Source organism: Telluria sp. ZB4P37, assembly GCF_059685855.1.
Genome location: NZ_JCASID010000013.1, coordinates 35,572 through 57,309 on the forward strand (window position 1 = coordinate 35,572; position 21,738 = coordinate 57,309).

Annotated in this window: 24 protein-coding genes and 1 pseudogene; 12 read left to right on the top strand and 13 right to left on the bottom strand. The window is 61.1% G+C overall.

Going from position 1 to position 21,738, the window contains the following annotated elements; genetic code table 11:
- Positions 1-547: 547 nt before the first annotated feature.
- The 3 genes from AC56K1_RS18215 to flgA all read right to left on the bottom strand — a co-directional run bounded on the left by AC56K1_RS18215 (position 548) and on the right by flgA (position 2,153).
- The gene (locus tag AC56K1_RS18215; protein ID WP_497159213.1) at positions 548-1,018 is read right to left on the bottom strand and encodes a flagella synthesis protein FlgN; all 471 of its coding nucleotides are present in this window, start codon (positions 1,016-1,018) and stop codon (positions 548-550) included.
- Positions 1,019-1,024: 6 nt separating this feature from the next.
- The gene (flgM, locus tag AC56K1_RS18220) at positions 1,025-1,333 is read right to left on the bottom strand and encodes a flagellar biosynthesis anti-sigma factor FlgM (protein WP_497133502.1); all 309 of its coding nucleotides are present in this window, start codon (positions 1,331-1,333) and stop codon (positions 1,025-1,027) included.
- Positions 1,334-1,460: 127 nt separating this feature from the next.
- Positions 1,461-2,153, bottom strand: a complete 693-nt coding sequence (gene flgA, locus AC56K1_RS18225; protein ID WP_497159214.1) for a flagellar basal body P-ring formation chaperone FlgA — start codon at positions 2,151-2,153, stop codon at positions 1,461-1,463.
- 316 nt (positions 2,154-2,469) lie between these two features.
- Between flgA and flgB the strand changes: the two genes are divergently transcribed.
- The 11 genes from flgB (at position 2,470) to flgL (ending at position 13,345) form a co-directional block, all read left to right on the top strand.
- Positions 2,470-2,886, top strand: a complete 417-nt coding sequence (flgB, locus tag AC56K1_RS18230) for a flagellar basal body rod protein FlgB (RefSeq protein WP_497159215.1) — start codon at positions 2,470-2,472, stop codon at positions 2,884-2,886.
- An 11-nt stretch (positions 2,887-2,897) separates the two neighbouring features.
- Complete coding sequence (flgC, locus tag AC56K1_RS18235; protein ID WP_497159216.1) at positions 2,898-3,299, top strand: flagellar basal body rod protein FlgC; 402 nt, start codon at positions 2,898-2,900, stop codon at positions 3,297-3,299.
- A 20-nt stretch (positions 3,300-3,319) separates the two neighbouring features.
- Positions 3,320-4,033 carry a flagellar hook assembly protein FlgD gene (locus AC56K1_RS18240; RefSeq protein WP_497159217.1) on the top strand — a complete coding sequence of 238 codons (714 nt, stop codon included), beginning with the start codon at positions 3,320-3,322 and terminating at the stop codon, positions 4,031-4,033.
- 33 nt (positions 4,034-4,066) lie between these two features.
- Positions 4,067-5,602, top strand: coding sequence for a flagellar hook protein FlgE (locus tag AC56K1_RS18245; RefSeq protein ID WP_497159218.1), 1,536 nt, complete (start codon positions 4,067-4,069; stop codon positions 5,600-5,602).
- Positions 5,603-5,707: 105 nt separating this feature from the next.
- Positions 5,708-6,448, top strand: a complete 741-nt coding sequence (gene flgF, locus AC56K1_RS18250) for a flagellar basal-body rod protein FlgF (RefSeq protein ID WP_497159219.1) — start codon at positions 5,708-5,710, stop codon at positions 6,446-6,448.
- Positions 6,449-6,512: 64 nt separating this feature from the next.
- The gene (flgG, locus tag AC56K1_RS18255) at positions 6,513-7,295 is read left to right on the top strand and encodes a flagellar basal-body rod protein FlgG (protein WP_171082384.1); all 783 of its coding nucleotides are present in this window, start codon (positions 6,513-6,515) and stop codon (positions 7,293-7,295) included.
- Positions 7,292-7,942: a flagellar basal body L-ring protein FlgH gene (locus AC56K1_RS18260; protein WP_497159220.1), complete on the top strand. Its 651-nt coding sequence runs from the start codon at positions 7,292-7,294 to the stop codon at positions 7,940-7,942. Before flgG ends, AC56K1_RS18260 begins: the two co-directional genes overlap by 4 nt.
- Positions 7,943-7,950: 8 nt before the next feature.
- The gene (locus AC56K1_RS18265; protein WP_497159221.1) at positions 7,951-9,060 is read left to right on the top strand and encodes a flagellar basal body P-ring protein FlgI; all 1,110 of its coding nucleotides are present in this window, start codon (positions 7,951-7,953) and stop codon (positions 9,058-9,060) included.
- A gap of 10 nt (positions 9,061-9,070) precedes the next feature.
- A complete protein-coding gene (gene flgJ / locus AC56K1_RS18270; protein ID WP_497159222.1) occupies positions 9,071-10,027 on the top strand; it encodes a flagellar assembly peptidoglycan hydrolase FlgJ in 957 nt (318 codons plus the stop codon).
- 107 nt (positions 10,028-10,134) lie between these two features.
- Positions 10,135-12,081 (top strand): flagellar hook-associated protein FlgK, encoded by a 1,947-nt coding sequence (gene flgK, locus AC56K1_RS18275; protein WP_497159223.1) that lies wholly within the window; start codon positions 10,135-10,137, stop codon positions 12,079-12,081.
- Between the two features lie 34 nt (positions 12,082-12,115).
- On the top strand, positions 12,116-13,345 hold the full coding sequence (flgL, locus tag AC56K1_RS18280) for a flagellar hook-associated protein FlgL (RefSeq protein WP_497159224.1): 1,230 nt from the start codon (positions 12,116-12,118) through the stop codon (positions 13,343-13,345).
- Positions 13,346-13,534: 189 nt separating this feature from the next.
- Here flgL and AC56K1_RS18285 read toward each other — a convergent pair whose 3' ends face one another.
- Positions 13,535-14,002 carry a hypothetical protein gene (locus tag AC56K1_RS18285; RefSeq protein ID WP_497159225.1) on the bottom strand — a complete coding sequence of 156 codons (468 nt, stop codon included), beginning with the start codon at positions 14,000-14,002 and terminating at the stop codon, positions 13,535-13,537.
- 189 nt (positions 14,003-14,191) lie between these two features.
- On the opposite strand from AC56K1_RS18285, the gene AC56K1_RS18290 reads away from it, so the two are divergent.
- Positions 14,192-14,881, top strand: a complete 690-nt coding sequence (locus AC56K1_RS18290) for an NnrU family protein (RefSeq protein ID WP_497159226.1) — start codon at positions 14,192-14,194, stop codon at positions 14,879-14,881.
- A gap of 10 nt (positions 14,882-14,891) precedes the next feature.
- On the opposite strand, the gene udk is transcribed toward AC56K1_RS18290, so the two are convergent.
- The 9 genes and pseudogenes from udk to AC56K1_RS18335 form a co-directional block, all read right to left on the bottom strand.
- Entirely contained in the window at positions 14,892-15,533 is a 642-nt protein-coding gene (udk, locus tag AC56K1_RS18295; protein WP_497159227.1) for a uridine kinase, read from the bottom strand.
- A 52-nt stretch (positions 15,534-15,585) separates the two neighbouring features.
- A pseudogene (locus tag AC56K1_RS18300) lies at positions 15,586-15,945 on the bottom strand (integrase core domain-containing protein); the annotation flags it as partial.
- Between the two features lie 220 nt (positions 15,946-16,165).
- On the bottom strand, positions 16,166-17,347 hold the full coding sequence (locus AC56K1_RS18305) for a sensor histidine kinase (RefSeq protein ID WP_497159228.1): 1,182 nt from the start codon (positions 17,345-17,347) through the stop codon (positions 16,166-16,168).
- Positions 17,348-17,614: 267 nt separating this feature from the next.
- The gene (locus AC56K1_RS18310) at positions 17,615-17,914 is read right to left on the bottom strand and encodes a hypothetical protein (protein WP_497159229.1); all 300 of its coding nucleotides are present in this window, start codon (positions 17,912-17,914) and stop codon (positions 17,615-17,617) included.
- Positions 17,915-18,055: 141 nt separating this feature from the next.
- On the bottom strand, positions 18,056-18,574 hold the full coding sequence (locus tag AC56K1_RS18315) for a GNAT family N-acetyltransferase (protein WP_497159230.1): 519 nt from the start codon (positions 18,572-18,574) through the stop codon (positions 18,056-18,058).
- 227 nt (positions 18,575-18,801) lie between these two features.
- The gene (locus AC56K1_RS18320; RefSeq protein ID WP_497159231.1) at positions 18,802-19,026 is read right to left on the bottom strand and encodes a hypothetical protein; all 225 of its coding nucleotides are present in this window, start codon (positions 19,024-19,026) and stop codon (positions 18,802-18,804) included.
- A gap of 124 nt (positions 19,027-19,150) precedes the next feature.
- A complete protein-coding gene (locus AC56K1_RS18325) occupies positions 19,151-19,468 on the bottom strand; it encodes an H-NS histone family protein (RefSeq protein WP_171084906.1) in 318 nt (105 codons plus the stop codon).
- Positions 19,469-20,489: 1,021 nt separating this feature from the next.
- Positions 20,490-20,891, bottom strand: a complete 402-nt coding sequence (locus AC56K1_RS18330) for a hypothetical protein (RefSeq protein WP_497159232.1) — start codon at positions 20,889-20,891, stop codon at positions 20,490-20,492.
- 166 nt (positions 20,892-21,057) lie between these two features.
- The gene (locus tag AC56K1_RS18335; RefSeq protein WP_497159233.1) at positions 21,058-21,390 is read right to left on the bottom strand and encodes a hypothetical protein; all 333 of its coding nucleotides are present in this window, start codon (positions 21,388-21,390) and stop codon (positions 21,058-21,060) included.
- Between the last annotated feature and the right edge of the window lie 348 nt (positions 21,391-21,738).

The window sequence follows — 21,738 nt, forward strand, 5'->3', positions numbered from 1 at the left end:
TGGACGATATAGAAATATGGCGGCAAATTGGCATGGTTTATGTCGTATAGTGAACCTGCGGAGGCTTGTATGGACAACAAAATCGATAGCCGTAGAGACACTTATCAGCAGGCGCTTGTTGATATTGGAGTGGCGCTGCGGCGGGACTGTGGCCCGGCGTATGCACGCGGGTTTTTAGAGGATGTGAAGACTTCCGAAGCCGTGATTGCACGGATAATGTTGCCAGGCGCCGTAAGACCCTGTTCCGAATTTTAGTGCAACGGACCTGCAAAACTCGGGCGGTAGTCGTCGACTACCTGAAATCAGGCAAGACGTGCCGAGGGTGGCTCAGACGTATGAACGATTCGAACAGCAAATGCCATATGGAACGCCGAGTCAATGCCCATCAACAAATGTTGGTTGATGTCGGCGTCGTACTGCGCCGCTCCCGTGGCTCTGAATACACCAGAGAGTTCCTGGAAAGTGTCAGGATTCCTGAAGGCGTGATCGAACGCGTCCTGGCAAGAGACCATGTACGCCCCGGGACACACATCAAGTCTTCATTAGTCTAACCAACCACGAAGCGCTTCGACGGCCCGCCTGCCACGGTCTGCCCGCTGGAGCCGTACACGCCGCCGGCCTCGGCGCCGGCCGGCATGCGCAAGGCGTTGAGCACGCCCTGGTTGTGTGCCAGCTGCTTGTTGATCAGCATGCCGTTGACGCGGTTGAGTTCCTTGGCCTGGCGGGCCAGCTCCAGCAAGCCTTCCCACTGGGCTTGTGCTTCGGGCGTGCCGCCGACTGCCAGCCACGGTTCCATGCCTGCTTCCGATCCTTCGCAGCCGGCAGCGGCCAGCGCCGCATGGCGTTCGGCCGACAGTTCGGCCAGCGCCTGAAGCAGCGCGTTCTTGCGGGGAGTGAGTTGCGCCAGCCCGTCGGCGTCCGCTGCGACCAGCAGCGTTTGTTCCTGCTTCATCAACTCCAGCAGGGAGATGACGTGTTGCTGTTCAGTGGGGAGGGTCGTGATCGGGCTGGTGGGCATGAAAAATTATCGCTTGCGTGAATGGAGCAAGTCGCGCACGGTGTCGAGCAGGCCGTCGGCGACTTTCTCGGAATTGACCTGGAACTGGCCATCGGCGATGGCCATCTTGATGCGTTCAACTTTCTTGGTGTCGAACACCTGGTTGTTCGCGCCCACGGCAGCGGCCATGGCCTGGCCCTGCGAGGACAGGCGCACGCTGTCGGTTGCCGCAGGCGTGGCTGCGGTGGTCGCCGCCTTGTCGGTGCGGGTATTGTTGGCCGGCGTCGTCGCCGGCTGAAGGCCTGGGTTGCCCTTGATGGTATCGTTGATTTTCACAGCATCATCCTTCTCTGTTCGGAGCGGAAACTCCGGTATCTGCAACCGGTAACGGCGCGGATTTCACAAACTTTAGTGCAGAAAAGGCCATTGAATGAAATTATGCTGCGCTGCCAGGTGACAGTTTTCAGATCGCGATTTCGATGACGCCGCCGCTGCGTGCGGTGCCGCTCACCACGGTGCCCGACTGGGTGCGCGCCTGCGCTACCTGGCCTTCGCCGGCATTGCCGAGCGCTCGTGCTTCCGCTGACACCGAGAAGTTCGCGCCTTTCGAGACCAGCCGCACTGCCTGGCCCTGTTGCACGACCGGTTTGGCCTTGAGCGTATCGAGCCGCAGCGGTGTTCCCGCCTGCAGCGACGCGGTCGGCGTGCGCCCGATTGCCTGGGCCATATCGGTGATGATGCCGTTTGGCATCGCGGCGATATCGCCCTGCATCATGACGAGCTGGCCGGCGTCGACCGGCTGGCCCTGGGCCAGCGGCACGGCGGCGGCAACATACTCGGCCACCACGCTCACCGTCGCCTGAATATACACCGTCCATGGCGCCGGCGCGGTGCAACGCACGCCCACCGTTGTTTTCCCCCACGCCCGCGCGCCCGGCTGCTGGAAGGCTTCCGGCGCCGGGCAGGCGGCCAGGCTGGTGCGCGGGTCGACATTGCCGACTTTCACGCTCACCTGGCCCGGCAGGCCGGCGGTTTGGGTCTGCAAATACTGCTCCACGACCGCGCGCAGGGCAGGGAGGTTCTGGCGCGCGGGGACCTGCTGGGCGGAGGCGAAGGGCGCGAGCAGGAGGAGCAGGGCAGCGATGTGGCATTTCATTAAAGGCTAACTCCGGTAAGAGGACGACCGTAGGGCGGGCAGGGCAGGTCGGTCCAGTGGACTGACCTGCGCCCGCGCGTTCAAATCAGGTTTGCGTTAACGCTCCGCGGCAAATCATGCCGACGTTGAACGCGCGGGCGGCGAAGCCGCCCACCCTACGCATCGCAAGCTATCTCGAATGCTGCCATTTTAGGCAGCATGATTCCATAGTGAAACTTTGAATAGCCGGGGTTTGCGGTCCTTTCTCCATCGATTGGTGTTTGTTGCCCATCCGTATGATCGGTGCTGTCCCAATAAGTCCCAGCCCGGAGGCGGCATGATCGGCAAAATCGACCAGTACCTGAACTTCAATGAAAAGGCCCTGTCCCTGCGCGCCCAGCGCCAGGAGCTGCTGGCGTCGAACATCGCCAACGCCGACACGCCCAACTACAAGGCGCGGGACATCGATTTCAGCTCCGCGCTGCGGGGTGCGCTGGCCGCCAAGGGCGCCAATGGTCCGATGGCGACCACCGCCCAGAACCACATCGGCCAGGGCAAGCCCACCGGCGACATGCTCTCGAACGGCACCCCGGTCATGTACCGCGGCGTGGTGCAGGGCGCGGTCGACGGCAACACGGTCGACATGGACGTGGAGCGCAACCAGTTCGCCGACAACGCGCTGCGCTACGAAGCCGGCATCACGATGATCAACCACCAGATCAAGGGCCTGCTCGCGGCCATCCAGGGTCAGTAAGGAGTATCAGCATGTCGCTATTCAATATCTTCAATGTGTCGGGTTCGGCGATGAGCGCCCAGGCGCAGCGCCTGAACACCGTGGCCAGCAACCTGGCCAATGCCGACAGCGCCACCAGCGCCAACGGCGAAGCCTACCGCGCCAAGGCGGTCGTGTTCGAGGCGGTGCCCCAGCAGTCCGGCGCCACGGGCGTGCGCGTGCGCGAAGTGGTCGAGGACCCGTCGCCGCTCAAGCAGGTCTACGACCCCAAGCACCCGATGGCCGACGAGAAGGGCTATGTGGCGATGCCGAACGTGAACGTGGTCGACGAGATGGTCAACATGCTGTCGGCCTCGCGCTCCTACCAGACCAATGTCGAGACCATGAACGCGGCTAAGACCATGCTGCAACGGACCCTGACCCTGGGTCAGTAACGCCAGATACCCAATAACTTATGACCACCATCGCCAACAACACCCCGGCCGCCAACATCGCCGACCTGATGTCGACCATGAACGCCAAGAAGAAGGTCGAGACCGACAGCGTACAGGCCGACACCGACAAGTTCATGACCCTCCTGGTCACCCAGCTGAAGAACCAGGACCCGCTGAACCCGCTCGACAATGCGCAGATCACCAGCCAGCTGGCCCAGCTCTCTACCGTCACCGGCGTCAACAAACTGAATACCACCCTGGAATCGCTCAAGACCAGCTATCAGTCGGCCGAAGCGATGCAGGCAACCAACCTGATCGGCCACGGCGTGCTGGTCGAGGGCAACAAGGTGCAACTGCGGGATGGCAAGGCCATCCTCGGCGTCGAGCTCGGCAGCGCGGCCGACAAGGTGCAGGTCGTGATCACCGATCCGGTTACCGGCAAGGATGTCCAGACCATCGACCTCGGCCCGAATGCCGCCGGCGTGCTGCCGCTGGCCTGGGACGGCGTGGTCGATCCGAAGAACGTCGATGCCGCCGGCAAGCCGGTGACTCTGGCCAATGGCAACTACAGCTTCCGTGTCGTCGCCCTGCGCGGCGGCGAGCCGCTGACCGATGCGAAAGGGCTGTCCTTCGACAGCGTCGCGAGCGTGACCACCAGCGGCAAGGACGGCATCAAGCTGAACCTGCCGGTCAAGGGGTCCGTCAGCATGGCCGATATCAAACAAGTCTTGTAAGCCAGCCGCTTACCAACCTATTAGGAGTACACCATGTCTTTCCAACAAGGCCTGAGCGGCTTGAACGGCGCTGCCAAATCCCTCGACGTCATCGGTAACAACATCGCCAACGCGAGCACGGTCGGCTTCAAGGGCTCGACCACCCAGTTCGCCGACGTCTACGCCAGCTCGCTCAACGGTTCGGGCGGCGTCACTGCCGGTATCGGCGTGAAGGTCGCCGGCATTGCGCAGCAGTTCACCCAGGGTAACGTCGAAGCCTCGAACAATCCGCTCGACATCGCCATCAACGGCGGCGGCTTCTTCCGCACCGAAACCTCGGGCCTGGTCCAGTACAGCCGCAACGGCCAGTTCGAGCTCGACAAGAACGGCTTCATGGTCAACGCGCAAGGCGCCAAGCTGACCGGCTACGGCCTGAACGCCAACGGCCAGCTCTCGGCAGGCGCCCCGGCGCCGCTGCAGATCAATACCGCCGACCTGCAGCCGGTCAAGACCTCGGAAGTCCGGATGGAACTGAACCTGGATTCGCGCAGCAAGGCCCCGGCCAATTCGCCCTTCAACGCGGACGACCCGACCACCTACAACAAGCAGACCCCAATGAGCGTGTACGACACGCTGGGCAATCCGCACGTGCTGTCGACCTATTACGCACGCAATGCCACCGGCGGCTGGGACGTGTACGCGGCCAACGACGGCACCGAAGTGACCAACCTGGCAGTGGCCGGCGCGGCCCAGGGCACCGGCGGCGCCTTTACCGCGGTGAACACCGCCCGCGCCAACTGGGAGGCCGCCACCAAGGCCGTGCCGCCAGTGCCGGCCACCATCGCCGCCGCCCTGAACAGCTACGCCACCGCGGCCTCGGCCATGGTGTCGGCCGCTGCCGGCACCGCCGGCGGCACCGCCGCCAACCAGACCGCGATCACCACCGCCGCGACCAATGCCGCACTGGTGCCGGGCACCACGCCGGCCGAAGTCGACGAAGCCATGGCCAAGGCCGTCGACGTGCCGCCGAAGAGCATCGGCACCCTGGTGTTCGACACCAATGGCGGCCTGAACAAGGTCACCTCGACGGCCGCCGGCAAGATGACCGCGAACCTGCCGGTGTTCCCGGCAACCGGCGCCGAAGCGATCATGACGATGACGATCGACTATGACGGCACCACCCAGTACGGCACCGCCACCAGCGAAAAGAAAATCGTGCAGGACGGTTATGCCGCCGGCAACCTGCAGCGCTTCTCCACCGGCCAGGACGGCATCATCCTGGGCCAGTACAGCAACGGCCAGACCAAGCCGCTGGGCCAGGTGGTGTTGGCCAACTTCACCAATCCGAATGGCCTCGAGCCGCTGGGCAACAATGCCTGGGCCGAGTCGGCCGACTCGGGCGTGCCGCTGATGGGCACCCCGAACTCGGGCAGCATGGGCGTGCTGCAGTCGTCGGCCGTCGAGAGTTCGAACGTCGACCTGACCGCCGAGCTGGTCAACATGATCACCGCGCAGCGCGTGTACCAGGCGAATGCGCAGACGATCAAGACGCAGGATTCGGTGTTGCAGACGCTGGTGAACCTGCGTTAATCGAAGTGATACGCGGTGATTCGACGCCGCATTGATGCAAGCGTGATTTGAACCCGCCCGCGCGTTCAACCAACCGTCGAGTAGCCGTAACAAGGAGAGAAGAACATGGATCGCCTGATCTACACCGCCGCCAGCGGCGCCAAGCACATCCTGGAAAAGCAGGCGACGACCTCGAACAACCTGGCCAACGTGAACACCACGGGCTTCCGGGCCCAGATGGACGTGTTCCGCGCGGTGCCGGTGCAGGGCGAGGGCTTGCCGACGCGCGCCTTCGTGGTCAATTCGACCCCCGGCGCCGATTTCTCCTCGGGCGCGCTGCAGGTCACCGGGCGCGACCTCGACGTGGCCGTCAAGGGCGAAGGCTGGCTGGCGGTGCAGATGGCCGACGGCACCGAAGCCTATACCCGCAACGGGTCGCTGCAAACCAGCGCCAACGGTTTGCTGACCACAGCCAACGGCGCCACCATCGCCGGCGAGGGCGGCCCGATCACGATTCCGCCCGACGCCACCGTGACGGTGGGCGGCGACGGCACCATCTCGACCATTTCCACCACCGACCAGCCCTCGGCCAGCAATATCCTCGGCCGCCTGAAGCTGGTCAATCCGCCGGCGGGCGAGCTGGTGCGCGACGACGACGGACTGTTCCGCCTGAAGAACGGCAGCGCCGCCCAGGCTGACCCGGCGGTGCGCGTGGCCGGTGGCGCGCTCGAGGGCAGCAATGTCAGCGCGGTCGATTCGATGGTCGACATGATCGCTTTGGCACGTTCTTTCGACACCCAAATGAGCCTGTTGAAGAACGCCGAGAATAACGCCGCGAAAGCCACCCAGATCCTCGCTTTGAATTGATAGTTGCTGCAGCATAATTCTCCTGTACGTGGCGGACCGTGTCCGCTGCACTTAGGAGAATTCCATGATCCGATCGCTGTTTATTGCCAAGACCGGCCTCGAAGCGCAGCAGACCAACCTCGACGTCATCACCAACAACCTCGCCAACGTCAGCACCAACGGCTTCAAGCGTTCGCGTGCGGTGTTCGAGGACCTGCTGTACCAGAACGTGCGCCAGCCAGGCGCGCAGTCGTCGCAGCAGACCAATCTGCCTTCGGGCCTGCAGATCGGTACCGGTGTGCGCACCGTCGCTACCGAGCGCATCTTCACCCAGGGTAATCCCCAGCTGACCGGCAACTCGAAAGACGTCATGGTCAACGGTTCCGGTTTCTTCCCGGTGCTGCTGCCGGACGGCACCCAGGCCTATACCCGTGACGGCTCCTTCCAGACCGATGCCAACGGCCAGCTGGTCACTTCCAGCGGCTTCGTGGTGCAGCCGGCCATCACCATCCCGGCCAATGCCGAATCGATCACGGTCGGCCGCGACGGCACCGTGTCGGTGAAACTGCCGGGCACGGCGGCCCCGACCCAGGTCGGCTCGCTGCAACTGGCGACCTTCATCAATCCGGCCGGCCTGGAATCGCGCGGCGAAAACCTGTACGTCGAGACCGGCGCTTCGGGCAATCCGAACCTGAACGTCCCGGGCACCAACGGCTCCGGCGTGCTGATGCAGGGCTATGTCGAATCCTCCAACGTGAACGTGGTCGAGGAAATGGTCAACATGATCCAGACCCAGCGCGCCTACGAGATCAACAGCAAGGCGATCACCACGTCCGACCAGATGCTGCAGAAACTGTCTCAGTTATGAAATCTTCGTTCTTGATCGTTGCTGGTTTGCTGGCCTTGGCCGGCTGCTCGACCACCCCGAGCAGCATCGTGCAGGGCCCGACCTCGAGCCGCCCGATGCTGGTGCAGACGGCGCCCGCCAACGACGGCGCCATCTACAACGCCAACAGCTACCGCCCGATGTTCGAAGACCGCCGCGCGCGCCATATCGGCGACCTGCTGACGGTGAACATCAGCGAGCGCACCTCGGCCGGCAAGTCGGGCGCCAGCACCGGCACCAAGTCGGGCAGCGCCAGCTTCAAGACGCCTGGCATCCTGCAGGCCAAGTTCGGTGCCGGCGTGGGACTGGAAGGCGCGAACAAATTCGCCGATGCCGACACCCAGAGCGCCTCGAACAACTTTACCGGCACGATCGGCGTGACCGTCACCGAAGTGCTCACCAACGGCAACCTGATCGTCGCCGGCGAGAAGCAGGTCGCGATGAACAAGGGCGTCGAGTACATCCGCTTCTCGGGCATGGTCGCACCGGACACCATCCAGCCGGGCAACATGGTCTCGTCGACCGTGGTGGCTGACGCGCGCGTCGAATACCGCACCAACAGCCGCGTCGACCGCGCCGAGATGAGCAACATGTTCTCGCGCTTCTTCCAGTCGATGCTGCCGTTCTGAGGACTGCCATGCCTTCCAAATCTACCGTGATCGCCATGTTCTGCACAGCGCTGCTGGGCGCGGCGCCCCTGGCCCAGGCCGAGCGCCTGAAAGAGCTCGCCAGCATCGCCGGCGTGCGCCAGAACCAGTTGTCGGGCTACGGCATCGTCGTGGGCCTGGACGGCACCGGCGACCAGACCAGCCAGACCCCGTTCACCGTGCAGTCGATCCAGGCGATGCTGCAGCAAAAGGGCGTGAACCTGCCGCCCGGCACCCAGCTGCAACTCAAGAACGTCGCGGCAGTGATGGTCACTACCTCGCTGCCGGCCTTTGCCCAGCCGGGCCAGACGATCGACATTACCGTGTCGTCGATCGGTAACGCGAAAAGCCTGCGTGGTGGCACGCTGCTGATGACCCCGCTGCACGGCGCCGATGGCCAGGTGTATGCCATGGGCCAGGGTAATGTGCTGGTGGGAGGCGTCGGCGCCCAGTCGGGCGGGGCGCAAGTGCAGGTCAACCACCTGTCGGTGGGCAAGGTGTCGGGCGGCGCAACCGTCGAGCGCGCCGTGGCCTCGAGCCTGGGTGCGGACAACCAGATCCGCCTGGAATTGAAGGAAACCGATTTCTCGACCGTGGCGCGGGTGACCGAAGCCATCAACGACCAGTTCGGCGCGGGCATCGCCACGGCGCTGGACGGCCGCGTGATCCGCGTGCGCACGCCGTCCTCGAGCGACCAGCGCGTTGCCTTCATCGGCCAGCTGGAAAGCATCGACGTCAACCCGGCCAGGAGCTCGGCCAAGGTGATCATGAATGCGCGCACCGGTTCGGTGGTGATGAACCAGTCCGTGATGCTGGAAAACTGCGCGATCTCGCACGGCAACCTGACCGTGACCGTCGGCGCCGACACCACCGTGAGCCAGCCGGCCCCGGGTTCGCGCGGCCGCACCGTCGTCACCCAGACCAACTCGGTCGACGTCAGGAAAGACCCGGGCCGCGTGTTGATGGTCAAGGGCGGCGCTTCGCTGGCCGAAGTGGTGAAGGCCATGAATTCGATCGGCACCACTCCGCAAGACCTGCTGGCCATCCTGCAGGCCCTGAAGGCCGCCGGCTCGCTGCGCGCCGAACTCGAGATCATTTAAGAAAGCACCCATGATCGGCTCTCCATCCACTGACCTGACCAGCAAGTTCGCCCTCGACACCAAGGGCCTCGGCGAACTCAAGCAATCGGCCAAGGCCGGCTCGCCCGCCGCGCTGAAGGAGGCGTCGACCCAGTTCGAAGCCATGTTCATCAACATGATGATGAAGAGCATGCGCGACGCCACCCCGCAGGAGGGGATGCTGGACAACCAGCAGTCCAAGATGTTCACCGGCATGCTGGATCAGCAGATGAGCCAGAACCTGGCCAAGCGCGGCGTCGGCCTGGCCGACATGCTCACCCGCCAGCTGACCTCGAACCAGATGGGCGCCCAGGCGCTGGCGATCGGCGCCGACGGTATGGCTGCCGGCAAGGCCGCCGCCGCCGCCACGGCCGTCGCGCCGCTGCAGGGCATGCCGCCGGGGAAGGATGCCGCCACCATCATGAAGACCGGCGTCACCACGCCGGGCGTGGCGCCGCTGGCCCTGACCACTGCCACCGGCCGCGTGCAGACGCCGCACGTGCGCGCCTTCCAGGAAAAGCTGCACGCCCACGCGGCCGAAGCCGAGCGCGCCACCGGCGTGCCGGCCAAGTTCATGCTCGGCCAGGCGGCGCTGGAAAGCGGCTGGGGCAAGCGCATGATCCGCAACGCCGACGGGACCAACAGCAACAACCTGTTCGGCATCAAGGCCGGCCCGGGCTGGAAGGGCAAGGTCGCCACCGCCGTCACCACCGAATACGTGAATGGACGCGCGCACCAGAAGGTCGAGAAATTCCGCGCCTACGACACCCCGGCCGACTCGTTCAAGGATTACGCCAACATGCTGGTCAAGAACCCGCGCTACGAGAAAGTGCTGGCCAGCGGCGGCGATGCCTCGGCCTTCGCCCACGGCCTGCAGCGCGCGGGGTATGCGACTGATCCGAATTACGCCGCCAAGCTGACCCGCGTTATCAAGAATTCATTGGCTTAATTGGATTAACGACCCGCCGCCGAACGCGATGAACATGTTGCAAAAACGACCAGTCAAGTTTTTCGATTTGCTGCCGTAAATAAGATACATAAAGAAAGAAAGCTGACATGTCCGGTAACCTCCTCAGCATTGGCAAGAGCGGCCTGTTCGCCGCGCAGGCGGGCCTGTCCACGACCGGCCACAACATCGCGAACGCCAACGTGGCCGGCTACAACCGCCAGACCGTGGTGCAGTCGACCGCCCCGATGATGGATACCGGCGTCGGCTTCATTGGCACCGGCACCCAGATCGACCAGATCAAGCGCTACAGCGACGAATTCCTCAACGCTCAGGTGCGCACGGCCCAGGCCAGCAAGAGCGGGCTGGATTCGTACTACAGCCAGATCAGCCAGATCGACAACATGCTGGCCGACCAGACCGCCGGCCTGTCGCCCTCGCTGCAAAGCTTCTTCAAGGGCGTGCAGGACATGGCCGCCAACCGCGCCTCGATCCCGTCGCGCCAGTCGATGCTCTCGAGCGCCGACACCCTGGCCACGCGCTTCCAGGCCCTGGATGCCCGCCTCGGCGAGATCCGCGAAGGCGTGAACAGCACCGTCGAGAGCAGCATTACCACGATCAATTCCTACGCCAGCCAGATCGCCGACCTGAACGAGAAGATCGGCACCTTCGCCTCGGCCATGCAGCGCGCGCCGAACGACCTGCTCGACAAGCGCGACCAGCTGGTGATGGAACTGAACACCCAGGTCAAGGCCACCGTGCGCCCGGGCGACAACGGCAGCCTGACGGTCTCGATCGGCAGCGGCCAGCCGCTGGTCGTGGGCCAGCGCGCCTTCGAGCTGGCGGCCATCAAGTCGCCAACCGACCTGACCCGCCTCGAAGTGGGCTACGTGACCGGAAACAAGGTATCGGTGCTGGGCGAAAATGCCCTGTCCGGCGGCACCCTGGGCGGCGCCCTGGAATTCCGCAGCAAGACGCTGGACGCGGCGCAAAGCGCGCTGGGCAAGGTCGCGATCGGCCTGGCTTTTGAATTCAACCAGCAGCACAAGCTGGGCCTGGACCAGAACGGCCAGCCGGGCGGCGACTTCTTCAGCGTGGCGCCGGCCTATGTCGGCAAGAACATCAACAATGCCTCGACCAGCACCACCAAGGTCGAAGCCATTGTCAGCGACCCGGCGGCGCTGACGGACAGCGATTTCAAGGTCGAATTCGACGGCACTGGTTACCAGGTGATCCGCCTGTCGGATAACCAGAAAACCGCCTACACCGGCGCGGGTGCGGCCCAGACCATCTACGGCGTCGATTTCAAGATCACCGGCACGGCGGCGAAGGAAGACAACTTCCTGGTGCGCCCCACCATCGGCGGCGCCGCCAATTTCAACGTGCTGGTCAAGGACGTCTCGGGCATTGCCGCGGCCGCGCCGATCAGTACCAGCGCGCCGCTGAACAATACCGGCACCGCCAAGATCAGCGAAGGCAAGGTCGACGCGAGCTTCCTGGGCGGCGCCACGGCGCTGCCGGTGACGCTGAGCTTCGACAAAACCAGCGGCAACCTGGGCGGCTTCCCGGCGGGCACCGTGCGCATGGTCGACAGCAACGGCGCCGCCAGCACCGTCCCGTCAGGCAGCGTGCCCTTCAAGGCCGGCGCCACCTATACGTTCGGCGGCATCAGCGTGACCATGACCGGCGCGCCGGGCAATGGCGACAGCTTCACCATCGCCGGCAACAGCAGCGGCGTCGGCGACACCCGCAACATCGGCCTGCTGGGCGACCTGCAAACCAAGAACATCTTCAACAAGGGCACCGCTACCTTGCAATCGTCCTACGCCCAGCTGGTCAGCACGGTCGGCAACAAGACGCGCGAAGTGCAGGTGAACGGCCAGGCCGGCGAAGCACTGCTGGTCCAGGCCCAGGGCGCGGCCCAGGACGTCTCGGGCGTGAACCTGGACGAGGAAGCGACCAACCTGATCAAGTACCAGCAGGCCTACCAGGCTGCCGGCAAGGTCATGCAGATCGCGGGCAGCATCTTCGACACGCTGCTGTCGATCGGCCGTTAATCGGCACCAGTAACAGTCAAACCACGAGGCACCCATGCGCATCAGTTCATTGTCGATCTACAGCAACGCGACCAGCCAGCTCAATTCGCTGCAGAGCGCGCTCGCGCGCACCCAGATGCAGCTCTCGACCGAACGCCGCATCCTGACTCCGGCCGACGATCCGGTGGCCTCCGCGCGCGTGCTCGAAGTGAGCCAGACGAAGGAGATGAACACCCAGTTCGCCACCAACCGCGCCAGTGCGCGCTCGTCGCTCACGACGGTCGAAGGCGCGCTGCAAAACGCCGGCAACCTGCTGCAGGACATCCAGGAGCTGGCGGTCACCGCCGGTAACGGCAGCATGCTGCCGATCGACCGCAATGTGCTGGCCACCGAACTGGAAGGACGCCTGGCCGACCTGCTGGGCGTGGCCAACAGCACCGACGGCGCCGGCGGCTACCTGTTCTCCGGCTACATGGCCACCACCCAGCCGTTCACCCCGACGCCCGGCGGCGCCCAGTACGAAGGCGACCAGGGCCAGCGCCAGCTGCAGGTGGCGGCCTCGCGCCGCATGCCGCTGTCGGCCTCGGGCAGCGCGGTGTTCGAGAACAACCCGACCGGCAACGGCAGCTTCCAGACCCAGGCGGCCCCCGGCAACAAGGGCGCCGGCGTCATCTCGTCCGGCTCGGTAGTCGACCGCACCCAGGCCAACGCCGGCCGCGACTACAAGCTCACCTTCGCGGTCAGCGGCTCCCCGGCCGTGACCACCTACAGCGTGGTCGACACCACCACCGGCACCGATGTGGCGGTACCGGGCATGACCGCCCAGGCCTACGAGGCCGGCAAGGCGATCAACTTCGGCGGCCTGAGTTTCGATATCAAGGGCGCGCCGGCCGACGGCGACAACTTCACCGCCAAGCCGAGCGAAAAGCAGTCGGTGTTCACCACCGTGACCAACCTGATCGCGGCGCTGCGCGCCCCGGCCGACGGCTCCCCCGGCAAGGCCGCGCTGGCCAACAACATCAGTACGGCGCTGGACAACCTGAAGTCCTCGCACGACAACGTGCTGACCGTGCAGGCCTCGGTGGGCGCCCACATGAAGGAACTCGACTACCTCGACAGCGCCGGCGACGACCTCGACATCCAGTACGCGGCCACGCTGTCGGACCTGCAAGACCTGGACATGGTCAAGGCGATTTCCGATTTCTCGGCTCAGCAAATGACGCTGCAGGCGGCGCAGATGTCGTTCAAGACGATGTCGGGACTGTCGCTGTTCAACTACCTGTAAGCGGCGGGGCAGGGCCCGCAACGACAAAGAGCCGGCATGCGCCGGCTCTTTGCTTTTCATGGGCGCCCGGGAATTTGTAGCGCGGGCGGGTTTCCCCGCCCATGCGGTGATGGTTTGAGCCCGAGCAGCCGAACGGGCAGCAGCACCCGTGATGTGAACGCGTGACGAGCGACGCTTAAGTGACCGGAATTATTTCGGCCGCGTGGCCAGCGCGACGATCGCAATACCCGCGGCGACGATCAGTGCGTCTTCGATCAGGCCGCTGCGGGTCTGGCCGATACGCGCCATCGCCTGCTTGCGCACGGCCAGCGTGCCGTAGGCGAGCGGCACGGCGGTGGCGACGGCGACCGCTGCGCCGGCACGCTCGCTGCCCCGTGGCGCCAGGGCCGCGCCGGCGATTCCCGCGCTCATGACGCGCGCCAGCAGTCCCAGGAAGACGGTGCGGTCGGGCGCGGACTTCATCTTGTCGCCGTACAGTTCTCCGGCGCCCATGGCCAGCGCGCCGTATTTGAACAGGGGACGATCCAGGATGAAGAGTTCGCCCGGGGTACGACGGCCGACGAGACGCGCCGCCGCGAGGGTGGCCATGGGCGTCATCGAGCGCGCGCTTGCAACGGCGCCAATCAGGGCGGAAGAGAGCAGGCTGCGGAAGTTCATTGTTATTGGTTCCTGTGCGGTGGAGGTTTCGTGAGCCTTCAGGTAGAGACTGGCTCGACGATTCTAACCACGCTGCCCGCCCTGGTGTCGCCACCCATGCCTTGGGAGCGCCTGGCAGCCGCATTCAGCATGTTGCCTTTACTGCATCTGCTATAGTTTGCGTCACCTATTACAGCGAAGGAGCAGCGCATGGACAAGTCGATGTTGCTGCTGGCATGTGCCAGCGCCTTCGTGGGGTCGCATTTCCTCCTCTCGCATCCCTTGCGCCGTCCCCTGGTTGCCGCCCTGGGCGAAAAAGGCTTCCTGGCACTGTATTCCGTCGTGGCCTTCGCCACCCTTTGGGGAATCTCCTGGGCCTATCCTAAAGCACCGGCCAGCGCGCCGCTATGGGCGGTCGGCGATGGACTCTGGACGCTGGGCACCGTCCTGATGCTGGCCGCTTCCATCCTGCTGCTCGGTTCGTTCATCCGCAATCCGGCCTTGCCAGGCGCGTCGAACGCCGCCAGCGCGCAGGCGAAAGGCGTGTACGGCATCACCCGGCATCCGATGCTGTGGGCCTTCGCCATCTGGGGAGTCGTGCACATCCTGGTGTACCCGGTGACCAAAAATATCATCGTCGCCGTGGCCATCATCGTGCTGTCCCTGGTGGGCGCCGCGCTCCAGGACCGCAAGAAGGCCGCGCTCGATCCGCAGGACTGGAGCGCCTGGCAGGGGCGCACCAGCTACTGGCCATTCCAGGCGATCGTGCAGGGCAGGGCGCGCTTCGGCGGCTTTGGCGCCCATGCGCTTGGCGGCGGGCTGGCCGTGTGGCTGCTGGCGACCTGGGCGCACATTCCGCTGGCCGGCCGGGCGGCTGGCGTCTGGCGCTGGCTGGTGTGAGGCGGCGGACCTAAGGCCGCTTCAACTGGCCAATGACGCTTGCCACCTTGGTGGTGATCACATCGACCGCCGGGCCGTTGGCGCCGTGGGGCAAGATGACATCGGCGTGGCGCTTGGTCGGCTCGATGAACTGCTTGTGCATCGGGCGTACCGTTTCCAGGTACTGGCCGACGATGCTTTCCACCGAACGGCCGCGTTCGGTGATATCCCTTTGCATGCGGCGGATGAAGCGTACGTCGGGGGCGGTGTCGACGAAGATCTTCAGCGACATCATGTTGCGCAAGTCCGCGTCATACAAGGCAAACAGGCCTTCGATCACGATGACCGGCGCCGGCTTGACCGGAATGGTGTTGTTGGAGCGGTTGTCGATCGTGAAGTCGTATTCCGGCATCGCGATCGCGTCGCCATCGCACAAGGCCTGGACGTGCTCGACCAGCAGCGGCCAGTCGAAGGCCTGCGGATGGTCGTAGTTCTGCTTGCGGCGCACTTCAGGGGTGAGGTCGGACTGGTCGCGGTAGTAGTCGTCCTGCATCACGACCGAGACCACATCGGCGCCGAAGGACGCGAGTACTTGCTGGGAGACCGTTGATTTGCCACTGCCGCTGCCGCCAGCGACACCAATGACAAAGGGACGGAAAGGAATGTCGTTCATCCCCGAATGATACCGGAGCGGCGAGCGGAGCGACAGGGTGGGGTTGTAGTGGTCAAGTAATTTCGGACACGACTATAGGTTCTTTCTCTGCCATTGTGCGTGCATCGACGCTGGGCGGCAGATTGCCCAATACCGAATGCAGGCGCTCGCAGTTGTTGAAGCCGGCGATGTAATCGGCCACGCCAAACTTGGCTTGTGCATGGTTCGCGTAACTGCGCTGCCAGACGCGCTCCATCTTCAGGTTCAGGAAGCAGCGTTCAGCAACGGCGTTAATCCAGCAGTTGCCTTTGCGGCTCATGTTGCAGACGAAGCCATGTTCGGCCAGCAGGGCTTGGTACTGGTCGCTCCCATACTGGCTGCCACGGTCGGAATGGACGATGAGTCCGGCGTCTGGGCGGCGCGCCTGCAGACTGGGTAGAACCCGACCCATAGCGGACCGTAGCGTAGACCCCCAACCCTTGATGCCTTAAGGCGCGGCGATAAAGATGCTACGGTCACCGGGCGCCCAGTGATGGACTGGATGTAAAAGCCAACATTCATGCAGGATATCGGAGGCAGCCCATACAGGTCGTCACGAGGGAAGGTGCGTCCGATGCAATGTCAGCCACCATAAATTCCGTAATGTCTGCCGATCAGGTGAAGAATGTTCCAACGTGTCTAGCATTTTCGTTACCGTCGTGCTGTCGGGGTAGCCAGACCTTGAACTGACTTCCCTTCCCTGAACCTTCACTTGAGCAAGCAACCTTCCCACCATGTAGCTCGACCAAGTTTTTCACCAGTGCCAAGCCCAGGCCCAGGCCGCCTGTAGACCGGTCAGGTGTTTGTTCTACCTGCGCAAACAATTCAAAGGCATGTGGAATAAACTCAAGTGGCATGCCTACGCCGTTGTCTACTACTGATATGACAATTTGATCTTCATGCGATTCGATCTTTAGCTGCAGGTGGCCCCCTTCGGGCGTGTACTTGGCCGCATTAGTCAGTAGGTTGGTAATCACTTGAACCAATCGCTTTTTGTCAGCCTGTACTACAGTCGGAAGGGATGGACCCGTCACGTCCAGCTGATGACGCCGTGCTTGAATCTGTGGCATCACCTGCTCTACGGCATCATCTATGACTTCCCGCAGTTCGACATCGTTTAGCTTCACTTCGATCTGGCCCCGCGTGACGCGTGAAACGTCGAGCAAATCGTCAACCAGACTCGCCATGTGCGCCACCTGTCGGGCGATCACATTGCTGGCATTATCGATAATCTTCTCGTTACCATTAGCCTTCTTCAGCAGGGCAGAAGCCATCGTGATAGGTGACAGCGGATTGCGCAACTCGTGGCCGAGCATAGCCAGAAACTGGCTTCTGCGCTGTCGTTCTGTTTCCTCAGCCTTCTGCTTAGCCTGTGCGAAGCTGAATACAGAAGCGGCAAGAAGCTGGTCAATTGCCTCGTCAAATCGAATGATGTCTTCGATATCTGTCGCGCTTGTGAGTGGAAGCGATTTGGCCCAGAGCCGCAGGACGCTAGACCGTAAGGCCCGGTACTCAGAGACGAGTTGCTCTACTGTGAACTTTGATTCCTGACGAGCAGCGCCGTGACCGGCGTCATCCTTCTCCCCAGGCTCTTCACCGTGGGATTTCTCAACCTGCTGCTCGGCCGTCTGTCCACAGCGAAGGTCTTTCGCAATGATTTTGAGCATCAGTGCAGCATGGTTGCGCAACTCTTTGTCCGTCATGCTGAGTGCGGCAGGCTTCAGTGTGCTCGCAAAGCTCTCCCACTCTTGAAGAATCGGCTCCATTTCCGAAATGATGAAGCCTGCAAGGCGCAAGGGCGCTCCATAAAAGTAATCTGTGGAGTATTGTAACTTGTTGATTGCACAGTCGCCGCATGCTTTCAAGCGTAGCGTACTGTTCAACAACTAACGTCCAACGCAGGTAAATACGGTGCAAATATCTTACAAGCTCTGCAAAACTTGAGCCTGCGAGGTCTGCTCATGGCCGAACCCGGGCGTTGAACTCAGCAGAGCAGGTCTCCATCGACGAAAAATCGCAGACTGTCACGAAGGACCGGATCCGATCCGAAGCGGTCCTTGACATCAGGGGTACCAGACGAGCGAGCTTCCTTCGGTGAATGCACCTTCGTAGTGCTGTCGAAAAGCTGCCATGTTTGGATCATTCAAGCTCTCGACATCGATTTTCCGCCCTTCGCCCAAGGCAATTTCGGCGAAACCAAAGGATTCGACTTCACGTTTAGCGGCGGCGTGATCTGGGACGCTGTCTTTATGGCCGAGAAATAGAATGAAACGATGAGTGCTACCTACTGCTGGGCTGGCCCAGTCGAAGTTCGCGGCGCCTGCAAAACGAGCTGACCCGGGGTACAAAATGACTGTCTTCAAACTTCACTCCTTCTTCAGTTGCTAGACTAAGTTCAACAAGCAAGTGGGGGCTTCACTCTCGACTCCTTGCCGGTTCGGGACCTATTGTAGCGCCCGGTTTCGACCAAAGCGGGCATCGGCATATCGCCGATCGCAGCCGCTTCAGGTATGCTCACGCATGTAACTATTGATTTCCTTGCCGTTCAGCTCAGTTTTCATCTCGTATGTCATTCCCAAGCGCTCGGCAACACGACGCGATGATTCATTGCCAGAATCGATCAGTGCCCGAACCTTCGGCTCACGCCGAACTTCGAACGCATAATTCAAGACTGCCGCCGCTGCTTCGTTCGCAATTCCTTTTCCCCAGAATGCTCGATAGGTATTCCATCCCATCTCCATCACAGTTGATTCGTAGCGGAAGAAAGCTCCCACGCTGCCAACCAGCTGACCTGTCTGTCGGTCCTCTATTGACCACCAACCAGCCCGGTTCAGGAGCCATAATCCAGCATGTGAGTTGAAGATGCGCCAAGCGGTCTGACGGTCTGCTGAGCCCAAATGAGCTGAGCTTTCAGCATTCGACAAATGATCTGCAAATAATTCGAAGTCTTCAACACGATATTCCCGAAGCGTAAGCCGATCTGTGTGAAGTCGAGGCACGGAAATCGTAAGGGCATGATTCATGAGAGGTGCATCCTTAAATGTTTAGATGGTGTTCACCGTCCGCTTTCGGCCGATCCCGGCCGCTGGACTCAGCATAGCAGCCCGTCAGGGCGGAAAAATCGCTGAATGTCACGAAAGGCAGGAGCCTACCCAGAGCAGACGTTGATGCGATTAGAAAAACCTCGATAGGAATAACACTGCGAATGGGCTGATCAGTGTTGCTACTGTCATCAGCCGCAGTACGAGAGCTACTCGCGACCGGTCTTGAGGGTTTGCCCGTACCAAATCCCATGACCAAGCTGCACTTGCGCCTGCCACCGCGGCCGTATGATGAAGCCCGTAATGAACGGGCCAATCATGCCAATCGGATCCATTATCGGGATGATTGCTCCGTGCTTGGGTGTCCAGGTCGGGATGCCGATGAGCCATACAACAAAGAACACCAAGGGAATTATCCCGATGGTCATCAGCACGTTGGCGATTACCAGCTTCGTGTGTGTCGACAAATGCGTTGCTTGGCCGAGACTTACAATAGCGCCTGCTTCTGGCCGGTTACAGACAACTCGACTATCTGAATCGCTCGCAAACAACTTCTAATCACGTCTTCGCGTCCTCAAGCGGCTTTCCGGAAGCGACCCACGCCTTGACCCATGCCGGCTGGCGTCCTCGACCACTCCATTGCTGGTTTGGATCTTCTGGATTACGGTACTTGACCTGCGCGGTGCCTTGTTTCGGCATTTTAGGAACTTTAATGGCGCGGAGCTGCATTTCAGACAGTCCAGCGTTCCGAGCGATATGAAGAATTTGCTCACGCGCCTTGCTGATACTTAGGAAATGTTGAGTTTTCAACTCATCGATCACTTGTACTTCAAGGGCGCGAAGCTGAGCCAGGGAATATTTGGATAGGTCGTGCATTTTTGCGTAGTGTCTTCTATGGATGAAGTCGCACCCTACCATGAACGGAGGACCAATGGCAGCCACTAGGCAAGTGCAACCGCCGGTATTTGCAGCTACATGCAGGCAGAACATCAGGGTACTATGCCCTCATGGCCAGCGACATGACCTTTTTTTGAGAAAGTAGGCTTCTACAGCTGCAATCGACCCGAAGCGAAGGTGAACTAAAGAGCGACTCGCTCTAACAGTCTCCCCTTGCTAACCAGTCGAGGGCTAAGCGATGGAACGACACACCCTCGCAGGATAGATTCATGCACGAGTTTAACTTCCCTGGTTCGTAAGCACTCGCCAGTTTAGCTGCTGCATCACGGTCCCATCGTTGATCAAACTGGTCACAAGCGTCACGGCATACGCTCCACGCTGACGGTGATTGCGATGCTCTGCTAACAATGTTGAAAGTCAGTTCCGAACAAAACTTTTTGGATGAGCTTCTCACTGCTGTCGGCAATCGTCCTCATTGCCATCGCCGCGTCGCTTACCGTAACGTAGGTGCTGTCCAACATTTCTTCATAGATAGGTAATCCGGGACATATAAAAGCGCCGGTAGAGCGAAACGAAAGTGGTCCACTTGCTTTTCAGAAAGCCCAAGAATGTCCCATAAGATCGGATCCAATGTCATCGGCTTGATCTGTTGCGTGACACAAATCTTTTAATCGTTAAGGAATACCGATATCCGGATTTCGTGAAAAAAGCCGCCCAACTCTCTGAAGATCGAGTGACCGCTTTTCTTCCAACCCGTTCCTTTTAGCGCTGGGCCGACAGCGGCTAGGAAATCCTTTTCAAACGCCTTCCGCCGCTTAACGACACTTTGCATCGATTCTCCTGCTAACAAACGCTACTGTCCTGTACACGTCGACCTCCCGTGGACGGTTTCTGCCGTACAGTGTTCGGCAGCTGTCGACCCGAAGCGGATGAGTTACAGGTCTTCAGATGCTCATCTCTGCTACGACAGGAAGCGGCCAAGCTTCTTGGACATCAAGACTCAAAATTTGAACGGCCCGTACCAATCTTCCCGATCAGTGAGACCTCCGCGCGCTTGGACATAACCTTCTTTTTTTTGACAGTTTATGAAGGCTGATGCCAGTCGATTAGTTAATGTCCACTCGCTCAGCACAATACGGTGGCTTCCGACCGGAGCCAGAAGCGCTGAACCGCTTTTCGATGTCTCAGCATTTCCCCTAACTATGCTTGTCTTCGCCGGCTCTAAGAGGTACGCAACCCATTTCTCCCTGAAGGCTCTCACTGCAAGTTTCTCCTGCTCAGTGCAAGTCTTAGGAACCTGTTCAAATGGGTTCCGAAGTTCTAACGCAATGGTATTGGTTTCTTGCAATGCACAAGCCGAAAACAAGGAAAGAATGGCAGCAGGTACTATAAAAATGCGCATTTTTGTTTCCTATACGACAAGATTCGACTTCAAGACAGCCGGGTCCAATGTCTGTTCTTGGCCGAACCCGGCCGTTGAGCTCAGCATAACCAGCTCGCCAGCACCGAAAAATTGCAGACTGTCACGGAGGACTGGATCCGACCCTAAGCGGACAGCCACGGGGCAATTATGGTGTCAACATGTAAACTGTGGCAGCGACAACTTGACCCAAAGAATATACGATGCCAAACCAGTGCCAGGCCTTCACAGTCACTCTTCCGTTCCGTGCTCCAAAGCCGAAGTAGAGAAGCCCTGCAATGCAACTTCCTAGGGCGAGCAGGTATGCGAAGTACATCATCATTACTACGCCGATGACGTCAAATCCAACATCCCGACCAGCGGCCCGGCCTTCCCTAAGCGCTGCCATTAGGTAGAGGGTTTGAACACCAGCCAGTGTGTATGGGATGCTGCCAACAATCATCCCTATGCCGAAAGCGGTCGTGGTTTTGCTGTTCTTCATCCGTTAAGTCACTTTTACATTCAGTGTAAAAGGTTCGCTTTTGGCCGAACCCGGTCGTTAGACTCAGGATAGCGCGTGACCAAGACGTAAAAATCGCAGACTGTCACGAAGGTCATAAACCAACCCAAAGTAGGCAGGACAGTGCTCTCGAGCTGACGTGACCGTAATGGTCTCAACAAATACATGCGTAACTTGTTGTTAGGCATGTACATCATTACTGAATCGGTCTATGCGGCCTACCGAACTGACGGGGTGAATAGAGCTGAGTAAAAGTGAGTAATAACAACAACGAATTGCATTATGCAAAAATGGCGTATCAGTTACATAGTGGCGAATCGTCCCAACAAA

Excerpts from the sequence above, each read along its gene's own strand:
- AC56K1_RS18215 (WP_497159213.1), bottom strand. The coding sequence starts at position 1,018 with ATGCCCACCAGCCCGATCACGACCCTCCCCACTGAACAGCAACACGTC.
- flgA (WP_497159214.1), bottom strand. The coding sequence starts at position 2,153 with ATGAAATGCCACATCGCTGCCCTGCTCCTCCTGCTCGCGCCCTTCGCC.
- flgB (WP_497159215.1), top strand. The coding sequence starts at position 2,470 with ATGATCGGCAAAATCGACCAGTACCTGAACTTCAATGAAAAGGCCCTG.
- flgC (WP_497159216.1), top strand. The coding sequence starts at position 2,898 with ATGTCGCTATTCAATATCTTCAATGTGTCGGGTTCGGCGATGAGCGCC.
- AC56K1_RS18240 (WP_497159217.1), top strand. The coding sequence starts at position 3,320 with ATGACCACCATCGCCAACAACACCCCGGCCGCCAACATCGCCGACCTG.
- AC56K1_RS18245 (WP_497159218.1), top strand. The coding sequence starts at position 4,067 with ATGTCTTTCCAACAAGGCCTGAGCGGCTTGAACGGCGCTGCCAAATCC.
- flgF (WP_497159219.1), top strand. The coding sequence starts at position 5,708 with ATGGATCGCCTGATCTACACCGCCGCCAGCGGCGCCAAGCACATCCTG.
- flgG (WP_171082384.1), top strand. The coding sequence starts at position 6,513 with ATGATCCGATCGCTGTTTATTGCCAAGACCGGCCTCGAAGCGCAGCAG.
- AC56K1_RS18260 (WP_497159220.1), top strand. The coding sequence starts at position 7,292 with ATGAAATCTTCGTTCTTGATCGTTGCTGGTTTGCTGGCCTTGGCCGGC.
- AC56K1_RS18265 (WP_497159221.1), top strand. The coding sequence starts at position 7,951 with ATGCCTTCCAAATCTACCGTGATCGCCATGTTCTGCACAGCGCTGCTG.
- flgJ (WP_497159222.1), top strand. The coding sequence starts at position 9,071 with ATGATCGGCTCTCCATCCACTGACCTGACCAGCAAGTTCGCCCTCGAC.
- flgK (WP_497159223.1), top strand. The coding sequence starts at position 10,135 with ATGTCCGGTAACCTCCTCAGCATTGGCAAGAGCGGCCTGTTCGCCGCG.
- flgL (WP_497159224.1), top strand. The coding sequence starts at position 12,116 with ATGCGCATCAGTTCATTGTCGATCTACAGCAACGCGACCAGCCAGCTC.
- AC56K1_RS18285 (WP_497159225.1), bottom strand. The coding sequence starts at position 14,002 with ATGAACTTCCGCAGCCTGCTCTCTTCCGCCCTGATTGGCGCCGTTGCA.
- AC56K1_RS18290 (WP_497159226.1), top strand. The coding sequence starts at position 14,192 with ATGGACAAGTCGATGTTGCTGCTGGCATGTGCCAGCGCCTTCGTGGGG.
- udk (WP_497159227.1), bottom strand. The coding sequence starts at position 15,533 with ATGAACGACATTCCTTTCCGTCCCTTTGTCATTGGTGTCGCTGGCGGC.
- AC56K1_RS18315 (WP_497159230.1), bottom strand. The coding sequence starts at position 18,574 with ATGAATCATGCCCTTACGATTTCCGTGCCTCGACTTCACACAGATCGG.
- AC56K1_RS18325 (WP_171084906.1), bottom strand. The coding sequence starts at position 19,468 with ATGCACGACCTATCCAAATATTCCCTGGCTCAGCTTCGCGCCCTTGAA.
- AC56K1_RS18330 (WP_497159232.1), bottom strand. The coding sequence starts at position 20,891 with ATGCGCATTTTTATAGTACCTGCTGCCATTCTTTCCTTGTTTTCGGCT.
- AC56K1_RS18335 (WP_497159233.1), bottom strand. The coding sequence starts at position 21,390 with ATGAAGAACAGCAAAACCACGACCGCTTTCGGCATAGGGATGATTGTT.